This window comes from Chryseobacterium electrogenes, from assembly GCF_053553015.1.
Map to the genome: position 1 here is coordinate 450,179 of NZ_JBNPPB010000002.1, position 14,002 is coordinate 464,180.

At 34.2% G+C, this 14,002-nt stretch carries 11 protein-coding genes and 1 CRISPR repeat array; of the genes, 6 read left to right on the forward strand and 5 right to left on the reverse strand.

Going from position 1 to position 14,002, the window contains the following annotated elements:
• The first annotated feature begins 2 nt into the window (after positions 1 to 2).
• Positions 3 to 896 (forward strand): type II CRISPR-associated endonuclease Cas1, encoded by an 894-nt coding sequence (gene cas1, locus ACQQ6V_RS02020; RefSeq protein WP_448843927.1) that lies wholly within the window; start codon positions 3 to 5, stop codon positions 894 to 896.
• Complete coding sequence (gene cas2 / locus ACQQ6V_RS02025; protein WP_448843928.1) at positions 893 to 1,231, forward strand: CRISPR-associated endonuclease Cas2; 339 nt, start codon at positions 893 to 895, stop codon at positions 1,229 to 1,231. The genes cas1 and cas2 overlap by 4 nt, the downstream gene beginning before the upstream one ends.
• A gap of 57 nt (positions 1,232 to 1,288) precedes the next feature.
• Positions 1,289 to 4,491: direct repeats of the CRISPR family, unit length 47 nt; unit sequence GTTGTGTTGTATCTCAAAGATACATTAAAATGAAAGCAATTCACAAC.
• 112 nt (positions 4,492 to 4,603) lie between these two features.
• Here the strand turns inward: cas2 and ACQQ6V_RS02030 are convergent.
• Positions 4,604 to 4,984: a DUF5367 family protein gene (locus ACQQ6V_RS02030; RefSeq protein ID WP_448843929.1), complete on the reverse strand. Its 381-nt coding sequence runs from the start codon at positions 4,982 to 4,984 to the stop codon at positions 4,604 to 4,606.
• 376 nt (positions 4,985 to 5,360) lie between these two features.
• Here ACQQ6V_RS02030 and ACQQ6V_RS02035 point away from each other — a divergent pair, with 376 nt between their 5' ends.
• The 3 genes from ACQQ6V_RS02035 (at position 5,361) to ACQQ6V_RS02045 (ending at position 9,422) form a co-directional block, all read left to right on the forward strand.
• Positions 5,361 to 5,891, forward strand: coding sequence for a hypothetical protein (locus ACQQ6V_RS02035; protein WP_448843930.1), 531 nt, complete (start codon positions 5,361 to 5,363; stop codon positions 5,889 to 5,891).
• A 213-nt stretch (positions 5,892 to 6,104) separates the two neighbouring features.
• A complete protein-coding gene (locus ACQQ6V_RS02040; protein WP_448843931.1) occupies positions 6,105 to 8,246 on the forward strand; it encodes a TonB-dependent receptor in 2,142 nt (713 codons plus the stop codon).
• Positions 8,247 to 9,422, forward strand: coding sequence for a PepSY-associated TM helix domain-containing protein (locus tag ACQQ6V_RS02045; protein ID WP_448843932.1), 1,176 nt, complete (start codon positions 8,247 to 8,249; stop codon positions 9,420 to 9,422).
• A gap of 378 nt (positions 9,423 to 9,800) precedes the next feature.
• On the opposite strand, the gene bioB is transcribed toward ACQQ6V_RS02045, so the two are convergent.
• A complete protein-coding gene (bioB, locus tag ACQQ6V_RS02050; protein ID WP_448843933.1) occupies positions 9,801 to 10,781 on the reverse strand; it encodes a biotin synthase BioB in 981 nt (326 codons plus the stop codon).
• 94 nt (positions 10,782 to 10,875) lie between these two features.
• On the opposite strand from bioB, the gene bioL reads away from it, so the two are divergent.
• Positions 10,876 to 12,357, forward strand: coding sequence for a biotin biosynthesis transcriptional regulator BioL (gene bioL / locus ACQQ6V_RS02055; protein WP_448843934.1), 1,482 nt, complete (start codon positions 10,876 to 10,878; stop codon positions 12,355 to 12,357).
• Positions 12,358 to 12,427: 70 nt separating this feature from the next.
• On the opposite strand, the gene ACQQ6V_RS02060 is transcribed toward bioL, so the two are convergent.
• From ACQQ6V_RS02060 to ACQQ6V_RS02070, 3 genes are read right to left on the reverse strand one after another with little or no spacing between them, the layout of a single operon-like run.
• Positions 12,428 to 12,763 carry a helix-turn-helix domain-containing protein gene (locus ACQQ6V_RS02060; protein ID WP_448843935.1) on the reverse strand — a complete coding sequence of 112 codons (336 nt, stop codon included), beginning with the start codon at positions 12,761 to 12,763 and terminating at the stop codon, positions 12,428 to 12,430.
• On the reverse strand, positions 12,739 to 13,167 hold the full coding sequence (locus tag ACQQ6V_RS02065; protein ID WP_448843936.1) for a transposase: 429 nt from the start codon (positions 13,165 to 13,167) through the stop codon (positions 12,739 to 12,741). The genes ACQQ6V_RS02060 and ACQQ6V_RS02065 overlap by 25 nt, the downstream gene beginning before the upstream one ends.
• A 42-nt stretch (positions 13,168 to 13,209) precedes the next feature.
• Positions 13,210 to 13,953, reverse strand: coding sequence for a hypothetical protein (locus tag ACQQ6V_RS02070; RefSeq protein ID WP_448843937.1), 744 nt, complete (start codon positions 13,951 to 13,953; stop codon positions 13,210 to 13,212).
• Positions 13,954 to 14,002 lie beyond the last annotated feature (49 nt).

The following is a 14,002-nucleotide window of genomic DNA, read 5'->3' on the forward strand; positions in this document are numbered from 1 at the left end:
CCATGATTACCCGTTCCATTTACATTGGCAATCCCGCGTATCTCAAGCTCAAAGATGAGCAGATGCATATCTTGTGTCCAGAAACTAAAGTTGCGAAAGGCAAAGTTCCTGTTGAAGATTTGGGTTTGCTGATGTTGGATCATTTTCAGATTACGATTTCGCATCAGCTGATTCAGAAAATGATGGGAAATAATGTAGTGGTTATTAGTTGTGATGCGCATCATTTGCCCCACGGAATTATGTTACCCTTACACGGGCATACCGAGCATTCGGATAGAGTTAAGGATCAATTAGAAGCCAGTGAACCACTCAAAAAACAATTATGGAAACAAACTATCGAATGTAAAATTGAAAATCAAAAAGAAGTTCTCCGTCGATTAGGAAATTATTACGAGCCAATGATTGACTATCAAAATAATGTCAAAAGTGGTGATATAACTAATATGGAAGGTATTGCTGCACAACATTATTGGAAATATCTGATAAGCTTAGATTTCTTAAGACAACGTTACGGTGATTCTCCTAATCAGTTTTTTAATTTTGGTTATGCCGTGCTTAGAAGTATTGTTGCGAGGGCGATTGTAGAAACAGGGTTGCTCCCAGTTCTTGGAATTTTTCATAAGAATAAATATAATCCATATTGCCTTGCCGATGACCTCATGGAGCCTTATCGCCCTTTTGTAGATTGGTTGGTTATGGATTGGCTCAATAAAAATGTAGCAACAGAAGAGTTAACCAAAGAGTTTAAAGCACATATTCTTCAGATTGCTACCAAAGATGTCTTGATTGATCAGAAGAAAAGACCTCTGTTAATAGCGGTAAAAACGACAGCCGTATCGCTGTACAAATGTTATACAGGCGAAAAAAGATTGATTTCTTATCCCGAATTGATATGAATGCCGAAAGGTTTAACGCTTACAGAATTATGTGGGTTTTAGTATTATATGATTTGCCGACCGAGACCAAAGCTAATATGAGAGATGCCAATCGCTTTAGAAAAGGCTTGATAGATGATGGTTTTAGTTTATTTCAGTTTTCTATGTATGTAAGGCATTGTCCCAGTCGAGAAAATGCAGAAGTTCATATCAAAAGAGTGAAGTTTATGCTCCCAAAAGCTGGGAAAGTTGCTATTATGTGCATTACGGATAAGCAATTTGGAGATATAGAAATTTTCTTTGCTAGGAATAAAGAAGAACCACCACCAACCTTCCAACAACTTGAATTATTCTAAATTTTAAATTCTAAAAACAAACAAAACCCATTGGTTATCAGTGGGTTTTGTTTTGAGGTTGTGTTGTATCTCAAAGATACATTAAAATGAAAGCAATTCACAACAGAGAATCAGGTGTTTTATCCAGCTTAAACGTTGTGTTGTATCTCAAAGATACATTAAAATGAAAGCAATTCACAACTCTTTCTTTCAATCCCATTTGCGTAAACTGGTTGTGTTGTATCTCAAAGATACATTAAAATGAAAGCAATTCACAACGGCACCTGATACCTGGACCAATGTTATTCAGTTGTGTTGTATCTCAAAGATACATTAAAATGAAAGCAATTCACAACTTGCCAAATCGTCGTTCGTGTAAATGTAATGTTGTGTTGTATCTCAAAGATACATTAAAATGAAAGCAATTCACAACGGCGCACCAGTTGATTTATCGTTTGGAAAAGTTGTGTTGTATCTCAAAGATACATTAAAATGAAAGCAATTCACAACGACCGACGTAATGCTCGCGTTATCCAATCCGTTGTGTTGTATCTCAAAGATACATTAAAATGAAAGCAATTCACAACAGCCGGCGGAAAAACTTATTTAATCGAGAGGTTGTGTTGTATCTCAAAGATACATTAAAATGAAAGCAATTCACAACAGCGTTCCGGAATTAATTAAAACCGTCCACGTTGTGTTGTATCTCAAAGATACATTAAAATGAAAGCAATTCACAACACAGGCATACGGGGAAAGACCGCAAACAATGTTGTGTTGTATCTCAAAGATACATTAAAATGAAAGCAATTCACAACAGGCTCTTTAATGCCTACTTTCTCGGCTAAGTTGTGTTGTATCTCAAAGATACATTAAAATGAAAGCAATTCACAACCGTCCCTCGTCTAATACTCCCAACGTTTTTGTTGTGTTGTATCTCAAAGATACATTAAAATGAAAGCAATTCACAACTTGTTAGACGTAACCCCGGAAAATTACATTGTTGTGTTGTATCTCAAAGATACATTAAAATGAAAGCAATTCACAACTGTAAAACTTAAATCCTATTCAGCGCCATGGTTGTGTTGTATCTCAAAGATACATTAAAATGAAAGCAATTCACAACCAACTTTAACTGTTCTTAATTCGTTCTTCAGTTGTGTTGTATCTCAAAGATACATTAAAATGAAAGCAATTCACAACTTAATGAAGATTTTTCAGATCCAACCTATGGTTGTGTTGTATCTCAAAGATACATTAAAATGAAAGCAATTCACAACCGCTATTTCTGTTGTTTCTAATTCAAAGACGTTGTGTTGTATCTCAAAGATACATTAAAATGAAAGCAATTCACAACGTACACGAGATGTGCCACCTCTGGCAGACCGTTGTGTTGTATCTCAAAGATACATTAAAATGAAAGCAATTCACAACTGTATGATTTAATTTTTGAAGGTGTCCAATGTTGTGTTGTATCTCAAAGATACATTAAAATGAAAGCAATTCACAACGGCTTGTCAAAGATTCAAGAACTTGGGATTGTTGTGTTGTATCTCAAAGATACATTAAAATGAAAGCAATTCACAACTTTCAAGACATTGGTCAGGATCATATTTCTGTTGTGTTGTATCTCAAAGATACATTAAAATGAAAGCAATTCACAACTATCTTACTTCTAAGATTAGTCACGAACGCGTTGTGTTGTATCTCAAAGATACATTAAAATGAAAGCAATTCACAACGCTCAAGCACAAGTGGCTGTAAAAGCTGAGTTGTGTTGTATCTCAAAGATACATTAAAATGAAAGCAATTCACAACCGGAATTGGTTTTAATGCATCTGAATTTATGTTGTGTTGTATCTCAAAGATACATTAAAATGAAAGCAATTCACAACAGCAGTAAACGAGTCTATAAAATCAACAGAGTTGTGTTGTATCTCAAAGATACATTAAAATGAAAGCAATTCACAACGATTCACGCCACTTGTTGCCAATACTTCTTGTTGTGTTGTATCTCAAAGATACATTAAAATGAAAGCAATTCACAACGAATAGTAAGCTTGAACTACGTGGCCAATCGTTGTGTTGTATCTCAAAGATACATTAAAATGAAAGCAATTCACAACTTATTAACTGTGCATTTATAAAATTCACCTGTTGTGTTGTATCTCAAAGATACATTAAAATGAAAGCAATTCACAACTCTATCGTCTGTGGCTTGGTTATCCGATTTGTTGTGTTGTATCTCAAAGATACATTAAAATGAAAGCAATTCACAACATCTCTTCTTCTTTTCATGCTAATTGAAGAGTTGTGTTGTATCTCAAAGATACATTAAAATGAAAGCAATTCACAACGGTAATAATGGGAATAATAATTTTGATTACGTTGTGTTGTATCTCAAAGATACATTAAAATGAAAGCAATTCACAACGGTAATAATGGGAATAATAATTTTGATTACGTTGTGTTGTATCTCAAAGATACATTAAAATGAAAGCAATTCACAACTCTCATGCTGAACGGTTGTATTAAGACCTAGTTGTGTTGTATCTCAAAGATACATTAAAATGAAAGCAATTCACAACGCGATAATTGAAGCGGTACAGGGTTGGTTAGTTGTGTTGTATCTCAAAGATACATTAAAATGAAAGCAATTCACAACCGGCGGTACAACTGCAATGGGTTGGAACTCGTTGTGTTGTATCTCAAAGATACATTAAAATGAAAGCAATTCACAACAAATTTAATTATAGGGAAATGGATTTCTGAGTTGTGTTGTATCTCAAAGATACATTAAAATGAAAGCAATTCACAACAAACAGCTTCAATTGCATTGTTGTAAGAATGTTGTGTTGTATCTCAAAGATACATTAAAATGAAAGCAATTCACAACTATTAATTAATAATTCTTCGCCTCTTATCCGTTGTGTTGTATCTCAAAGATACATTAAAATGAAAGCAATTCACAACTTGTGCAACATCCTGATCGAAGTATTGCATGTTGTGTTATATCTCAAAGATACATTAAAATGAAAGCAATTCACAACTACGCGCTACCGGTTAAGTATAGTATTCCGGTTGTGTTATATCTCAAAGATACATTAAAATGAAAGCAATTCACAACTCTGCTTGTCAGCGAAAAAAAAAGCGTAGCGTTGTGTTATATCTCAAAGATACATTAAAATGAAAGCAATTCACAACGTAAATAGACTTCAAGATCATTACCGCTTGGTTGTGTTATATCTCAAAGATACATTAAAATGAAAGCAATTCACAATGTATATATTTTATGTTATTTTAGTTTTATGATTAATATATTCAAATTTTTACTAATCAATTTTTTTTAAATAATTTCCATCAAATAAAGTTTATAGTTTATGGAAATCATATTTATATTTTTTCCTTTCTCATCAATCCAAAAACTAAAACGGTAGAGTATGCCCACATTAACCAAGAGCCGAAAGTAGCAGCATCAGTTTCTGGTAAATTAGGAAATACAAAGGAAAAGAACTGAATGCAAAATGTATCAATTATCATTCCTGGAAGTACCATTATTGCAGCAGATTTAATTGCTTGTAATTTATTCAATTTATATTTGTTGAAAACCCAATTTGACAATAGCCCTAATACGGGAACTACAACTAAATAAAGCCCAATCATTACATAACGATTGTTTGTCAAAAAGAAGTATTGACCTGCAACTCGAAAAATAATCGTTGCCAAAAGCCAAATCATAAATCCAATTGTTAGACTAAAAATACTATAATTCATTGATGGTTATTTTGTTAAATTAGATATAATGCTAAAAGTATTGACGAATCTTATTTTAAAAGTTTTCAAGTTCCTAAATTTGAATATTTTAAAGGTTCAGAATTAGCAATCTAAGTCAATATTTTTAACAGAAGCTAAGTTAAAGAAAATTATATAATTAATTAATATTGATGTGAAAAACCTAACAATCTTAAATTATTTATAGTTCAGTTAAATAGCTATGTTTTTATAAAGATTATAATGACTCATTATTTTTCAATTTAACATAACTTGAAGAATATTAGTTTCTGAATATCCCAGCAAATAGGGATGTTGTGAAAGCTTATTAATTTATAATTTTACTGTTATGAAAAATATAATAATGAACCTTTTGGTTATGACTGTTTTGATCAGTTCTTGTACGCCTACCACCGATAAAAAATCAGAAATTATTGAAAGTGTAAAAGCAAAAACAGATTCTATCTCTAGTAAAGAAACAATAGAAAATAATGGGAAAAAAGTCAATTTACCAAACGATCTTACGTCATTAGTACCTATTGATCTGTTGGATAGTAAGAGCCCAAGTGGTTACGATAAATATGGTATAGAATTTTCCGGTAATTGTTACGCTTGTGATTTAACAAGTTTATCTGTTACCGCTAATAAAATAATATGGACAAATGTCTGCGATGAAAATGATACTTTTGAAATTAAAGATTTCACATTTTCTACATCTGAAAATAAAACTATTTTGAAAACTTCAGATAGAACCTACACATTAACTCTGATTGATAAAGCACCTGTCTACGAATTGGTTATAGATGGTAAAAAAAATGATTTGAAGAATAAAAGACTGTCTAGATATTATACTACCAAAGTGGCATTACCTCTTTTTAAAGAACATGATTGTGGTGATTTTGAAGGATAATTAAGCATTAATATTCTAAAAAAATAAGCATTTTATTCTAAAATTTAATTGACCAAATGGTTTTAGTTGCTAAATATTTTTCTGTTTTTGAGATAAGGTAGCGTCTATAATGACCTGTGCTATTACATTTTTATTTTTCAATAAATGTTATTCATTATTTTAGATTGATATAAATTCGTTTATCTTTGCGCTTATTTAGAATCAATAAAAACTATGAAGATTAACTCTTTAACAACAGCTATAAAGCCTTCATTATTATTTTTCTTGTTGGCAGGATATACTATAAATGCACAAACAGTCGACTCTTTGCAAATTGATAAACCCGTTAAAGAATCAGCTATAGATGAGGTTGTCGTAACTGCGGGAAGAAAATTGGAGAATATTAACCAAATCCCTTCTTCAGTCACGGTGATTAATCAAAAGCAAATCCAGGAGCAGTTGCAATTTACCACAGATCTATCGCAAATCATCGGTAATTTGGTGCCAGGCCTTACTGTTAATAATAATAAATCTAATAATGCCGGACAGACCCTAAGAGGTAGAACTGTTTTGGTTTTGGTAGACGGGATTCCGCAGTCTACACCTTTAATGAACGGCTTTCGCGATATCAGGACGATAGATCCTAGCGTTATAGAGCGTATTGAAGTTATTAAAGGCGCTACATCTATCTACGGCAACGGATCCGGAGGTGGAATTATTAATTATATTACCAAAAAGAACTTTAACTCAAATCCAATTTCTGGACAGACAACAATTGGCCTGTCGGGTAATCCATATAATACTGGTGGCACATTGGGTTACAGAGCATCTCAGTTTCTGTCTGGTCAGCTGAAGAAGTTTTCATACATGGTGGGCGGTTCTATAGATTATACAGGCTTGCAACGCGATGCGGAAGGTCTGGTGTTGGGACAAACTGATGGAACGTCCAATTCTTACCAAAACAACGTCTACGCAAGGTTTAATTATGATATAAACGAAGCTTCTGCGGTTAGCTTAATGTATAATTTTTACAACAGCACACAGCATACAAAATATATAAGCAAAGTTGGTGCTTTTGGCGAGTCTCCTACGATTGGCGTGAGAGGCGAAGATCCGGGAAAACATACTGGTACGCCGTTCAATCATAATTTGATTTTGAAATATACCAACAAAAATATCTTTGGTAAAACACAGTTTGATGCTTCGTTTTATATGAATTCCTTCCAGTCTATGAACCGTTATATTGTTTCGACAAAATCATGGTATGGCCCAGGGCAAACACAGATTAATTCTAACAAAAAAGGATTAAGATTGAATTTTAACACACCTTTTACCTTGGCCACTTTGCCGGGTGAGGTGACTTATGGTCTAGACCTTCTTAACGATATCACTTATCAGGATTTGACAGACGGCCGCGTTTATGTTCCAAAAATGAATATGACGAGCGTTGCACCTTATGCTCAAGTTAAATTAGACCTAACCCAAGATTTTATTTTCAAAGGGGGTGTTCGTTATGAAGATGCAACTGTTAAGGTGAAAGATTTTAAAACGCTTGCGACAGCAGCAGACGGATCTGGCGTGATTGCAGTGCAAGGCGGTTCTTTCCCATACAGAGGTGCCACTTTTAATGCTGGATTGAGGTATGCGAAGTATGAGATTTTTAATCCTTTTGTAAGTTTTACGCAAGGTTTTTCTGTGAACGAATTAGGACGATTGGTAAGATCTGCGCAAGAAAGTACATTGACGAATGTAAATACGAAGCCAATCCTGACCAATAATTATGAAATAGGATTTTCTTCTAAATATGATATATTTGCATTAACAGCTGCTTACTTCATTAGTACATCTCGTGATGGCGTTAATATAGTAGAGAATAGCGAAGGTTTGCTAAGGCCAGAACGTGCACCAGAAAATACCAGAGGATTTGAGGTTACTCTTGATGCCAATATTTCTTCTATGTGGAAAGCTGGCGCCACTTACGCTTATGTAGAAGGTAAAGCAGAAAAAGAAGACGGCAGCAAAAAGTATCTAAGTGGTTCTCGCATTGCACCTCCCAAGGCTACAGCTTATGTAAGATTTGCGCCAAGTTCGCAGTTCAACATTGTGATGAATTGTTTGATGACGGGCAACCGAGATAGGTTTGAGACCAATGCCAAAGGATTGTACGCGGGTGGAGAGGCGCCTGTGAAAAGCATAAATCTCTTTAATCTTTCAGCCAATTATCAGTTGGATAAAAACTGGGGAATGAGCCTTGGCCTTGATAATTTATTCAATCAGAAATATTATACGGTTGCAAGCCAATATAGTGCAAATGCGGCAAACTATGTAAGAGGAGTAGGCGCTACGGCGATGTTTATGATAAATTATAAATTTTAAATGATAAAGAAGTCATTTCTTTGGTTGCATAAGTGGTTGGGGCTGGCGGTAGGTCTTGTCGTTTTTATCGTCAGTATTACAGGGTGCATTTACGTTTTTTATGATGATCTTAAAATAATTGCATATCCCGAACGATTTATAATTAAAGAGCAAAAGCCTGTAGAGATGCAGGCTAAGCCTTTGTCAGAATTGTTGGTTATAGCAAATAAAGCATTGCCCGAGGGGCAGGAGGTCAGCCGCGTAGATGTCTATCCTGCCAAGGACAGAACTTGGGTTTTCCGGGCTATGGAGCAAGATAAGAAGAAGTATTGGTATTCGGATTATGTGGTATATCATAAAAGGGTTTTTGTAGATCCCTATCTGGGTAAAGTTCAGTTTGTAGAAGATTCGAAATTTGAGTTTTTTCAAATCGTTTTGCAGCTGCATCGGTACTTGCTTTTAGGCTCAAAACTGGGCGGAACTATTGTCGGTATTTCTACCATTATATTTATAGTTTTATGCATCAGTGGCTTGGTCTTGTGGTGGCCTAAGAAATGGAAAAAGAAAATGGTGAAAAAAGCAGTCTGGGTAGATTACAGCGTAAAGTGGAAGCGTTTAGTATATGATTTGCACAATGTTTTCGGTTTCCAATCTTTGATTTTTGCTTTAATCATTGCCTTTTTTGGATTAACTTTTACCTTTCCGGGTTTTAAAAAATCAGTAACAAAATTTTTAAACGGAAACGAAAAGCTTGCTGAAAGTAAAACCGAAAAGCAATTAAAAAGTACCTTAAAGCTTAATTCCCAAGATCTCTTGAGTGACGCATTGTCTACCGCAATTAAAATTAATCCTACAGCAGATATGGTTTCTGTGAGACTAAAGGAATCTGATGAAGATCAGGATGTACAAGTTAGACTCGAGAAGAATAAAACTAGTGCTTACAAATGGTATTATTTTGATCAAAAAACGGGCGAATTAAAAAAGATGAAAAGCAGTGATAATTTGAAGCTTGGCGATTATATTATGACCAAAAATTATGATTTGCATACAGGCGGTATTGCTGGTTATCCAACTAAAATATTGGCATTTGCTGTTTCTTTAATTTGTGCTTCTTTGCCTGTAACAGGGACTATTGTATGGTGGAACAAACGCCCTAAGAAAAAGAAAAAACACCATAAAAAGCCAGATGTAATTTAGGGTTTTTAAGCAATTTTTTAAATTAGAACAGCGAAGTATAAAGAAATACTTCGCTTTTTTTATTCTAATTATAGTTATAAAAGAAGTGAATTGTTTATTGAAGCATATCAGGGTAGAAAAACAAAGATTGTAAATTATTGGTAAAGAAGATTGAATAGTTAAAATTTAATCTAAAGAATTCCTCGAGGCTCTGCCTCGGGGATTATTTATTTCAAATAAAAATAGATTCAACATAAACAAAAATCCCTTTTCAAAACTGAAAAGGGATTTTTGTTTCATCTGATTTTATCTGTATGTAAGGGTGTTAATTGATCTTTCTATCTCGTTGTTTTAAATTCATTTAATTAAATCCTTAATTGATATTAATTATAAAAGTTTTTAGACTTTTTCGGTAGTCCTTTTCATGGGTTTTAGACCTAAGATGTTGAGCAATTGCAAGTCTTCGGAAACGCCGGGATTTGGAGTTACCAAAAGGGTTTCTCTTTCACCTGTAAAGATTGAATTGGCGCCTGCCATGAAGCACCATGCTTGTTCGAAATCAGTCATTTCAATGCGTCCTGCGCTGAGGCGTACCATTGATGATGGCATGATGATGCGTGCTGTCGCAATCATTCTTACCATTTCCCACGTATCTGTTTTTTTATTATTTTCAAGGGGCGTTCCTGTTACTCTCGCTAATGCATTTATAGGGATAGATTCGGGATGTTTTGGCATAGTTGCCAAAGTCAATAGCATAGAGATTCTGTCTCCATGCGTTTCACCAAGGCCAATTATTCCTCCTGAACAAACTGTAATTCCTGCTTTTCTTACATTATTTATCGTATTAATTCTATTGTCAAAAGTTCTTGTTGAAATGATTTCTTCATAGTACTGTTCGGAAGTATCCAAATTATGATTGTATGCATGTAATCCCGCTTCCTGAAGACGGACTGCCTGATCCTCGGTTAGCATGCCAAGCGTGCAACAGACTTCCATCCCAATATTATTGACTCCTTTTACCATATCTATTACTCTGTCGAAATCCCGATTATTTCTTACTTCTCGCCATGCTGCAGCCATGCAAAAACGGGAAGATCCATTGTCTTTCGCTTTTTGAGCGTGTTCAATCACTTGTTCAGTAGGCAGTAATGCCTGAACTTTTATATCCGTATGATACCGCGCAGCCTGCCCGCAGTAAGAACAATCTTCAGGACAGCCTCCAGTTTTTATTGATAGTAGTGTTGATAATTGGATTTCTTCAGGATTATGCCATTCTCTATGGACGGTAGCAGCTTTATGGACTAGGTCAAGTAAGGGAAGGTTATAAATCTCTTCTATTTCTTCTTTTGTCCAATTGGTTCTCAATTTTGTATTATTCATTGTTCTATATCTTCTAATCATTGGTATTTGTCGGGTTTATATGCGGCGAAATTAGTAAATTACCGGACTGTGTTATGGTGCCAGTTTTAATATTATGGATAGTCCGGCTAAGATTCCTTTTCAAAGTTTTGTAAGAATAGACAGAGATTCAAGTGTTTTTATCTATATTCAAGTGTCTAATCAAATTATTAAAGCAATACAGCGAGGGATCTTACCGCTAGGGACTAAACTCCCTGGTACAAGAACTTTAAGTACTGTTTTAGATATTCATAGAAATACTGTAGTAGCAATTTATGATGAGTTGCTGGCCCAAGGTTGGCTAGAGGTTATTCCTAATAAAGGCAGTTTTATTATTGGAAAGAATAATAATCAGTCGGTAGAGCGCCCAAGTTTTGAAACTGCTGATCTTACGACGTATCCGAGATTGACTGGTTTCAGATTTAAAAAATCCCATATTCTGGACAATCCTTTTCGGTATTCTAATTCTTCATATGCCTTTGACGACGGTATTCCCGATATCCGACTGACGCAAATAGATCAGTATTCTAAATTTTACAGTTCAGTTTTAAAAAGCAAAACACATAAAATTAGAAACTACGAAAGGGACGGCAGTGAGTTTTTCAAAACTAATCTGTCAAAATATCTTAATCTCTCAAGAGGAATCCCTATTACCAGTAAAAATCTTCTCATCACAAGAAGTACCGAGATGAGTGTCTATATTGCATCAGAAATTCTTTTGTCTGCTGGAGATGTCGTACTGGTTGCAGATTTGAGTTATTTTTCAATTAATATGATTTTACAAAAACCAGGCGTTAAAATTAGGTCTGTTGCCGTTGATAAAGATGGGATTGATGTAGAAGAGGTAAGAAAAATATGCAAAGAGCAAAAAATCAGAATGCTTTACATTACACCGCATCATCATTATCCCACTACTGCAACACTCAGTGCAGAACGTAGGATAGAACTGCTGAAGTTAGCTAATGAATTTGGATTTATAATTCTCGAAGATGATTACGATTATGATTTTCATTACGAAAAAAGTCCCATTCTTCCATTGGCTAGTGCAGATACAGAAGGCATGGTGGTTTACATAGGTTCTTTTGGGAAGTCTTTAGCTCCCGGCTTCCGTACAGGGTTTATAGTTGCTCCAGAAAACCTAATGTTGGAAATGAAAAAGTATCTAGGTATTATTGATAGACAGGGCGATATTCTCATGGAATATGTTTTGGGTGAAATGATAGAAGAAGGCGAAATTAAACGTTACTTAAAAAAATCTATAAAGATATACCATGAGCGGCGTGATCAATTTGCCGATTTGCTACAGCAATCTTTTGGTGATCTTATTGATTTTGAAAAGCCAACTGGCGGCTTGGCAACTTGGTTAGAATGGTCTGCACCCATCAACCTTATGCAACTCAGTCAAAAATGCGAATCAGATGGACTCTTTATCCCTAAAACGCTGTTGTATCAGAATCGTAATCTTACGGCTATGCGATTAGGATTTGGGAATCTTAATGCACAAGAAATGGAAAACGCTTTGGATATTTTACTGAAAAATGCAAAGTCACTAATCTGAATCTTAAAATAGTTTTTCTTCTGTTTTTTTTAATTAAAAAAAAGTATCATTAAAAGTCAATTAGTGCAAACTAAAAGAATATTTTCTTCCATTTGCTGACCGTATTTCTACTTAAACTGAAATGTTGAGCTAATTGACTGTTGTTGAGCTGATGCTTTTTTTGATAATCTAATATCAGAAAAATATCTGATTTTTGGTAGGAGCGATGATTTTGATGTTGTAGATTAATAGGTTTATCTACGGTATCGAAAATTTTATCATTAAGCTCTAAAATATCTATAGTATTTAAGATATTCTTGGTTAATAAAGGGAGCAATTCATTTTTTTTATGAGGGAATTTTTCCTCAATTATATCAGTGTAGATTTTTTTATAATCAGGACTTATTTTTTGTACTTGCTTATCCATTTGTGTAGGGTTGTTCTTGGGATTCTATAATCTTCTATTACTTGAAGTCTAGTTTTATTACCTGTTTCTATCTGATCAAGAATAAAAGCGATAACTTCTTTGGTATAAAGGTTTTTACGAAATATTGGTAGGGCGGATTTTATTTCTTTTTTAGTTTTGTATATAGCAGTAGAAGATGGTGCATATAGAATTAGATGTTGAGAATACATCCGGAAAAAATCATATTCTAAAAGTTTACTCCACCTTAATAAAGTTTCTGTATCTATACTTGCTGATTGAAACATGTTGTTGATATCTTCTTCGGAACATTTAATGAAATTACAGATACGGGATATTTCTATCCCGTTTTCTGTAACTGCCTTGCTAAGTAACTGTCCAATATGAATGTCTTTGAAAGAATGCATGTTAATTTATTTATATTGATTGTTCTAACTAATCTTATTAACTTAAGGTAAAGGAGAAGCTGTTGCCTGTCCTTCTCCATCCTTGTCAACACTTCCATTAACTAGAGGTAAGGTATTGATGTAGCTATTATTAATTGCTATAACTGAAATCTCCCAATAGTAATTATTGGCGAGGGGCCTAGGGCTAGCAGACATATAATCGGCGCTTAATCGCCATGTATTGTTGGATATAGTTGCTCCGAAATTAAATATGTTAGTTACTTGATCTCCAGCAACTTGTTTTGGGAAATAAGAGAAGATATAATACATAGTATCATCATTTTTTTTAAAAGTGGCAGAGGTAATTATCACTGTATATTTAGATGAAGGTATTTTAGTGTCAAAATCACTTACCCAGTCTTGGTTTTCAGCCGTTTTAATTTTGTATGTTAAGCTATAGAAGGGTTTTTCTGTTTCGGAGTTTCCTTGCATTATCCTTTGTGTTGAAGTATTCCACGCTAACGGTATTGAGTGTACAGAATCAAATGGGTCTAGAGTAGCTACTCTTACTTTACCATTTACATCTAGGCTTACGCTAGGCTTAATATTTCCTATTCCAACTTTACCTTCTTCTGTTACAACGAAGTCATTTGCTTGGTTTTCTGCGTCTATAGAGCCTGTTGGAGGATTGTCGTTTTGTCCGTCAATATGAAATATTTGGCGAGGATTTTCAGTATTTACACCTACTTGTCCATAAGTAAGTGTTGTAATAATTAAGAAAATTGTGATGTAAAAAGATTTTATCATGATATTGTGTTAAATTAAATTAAAAGAAATTATGTAATATGTATAGAAA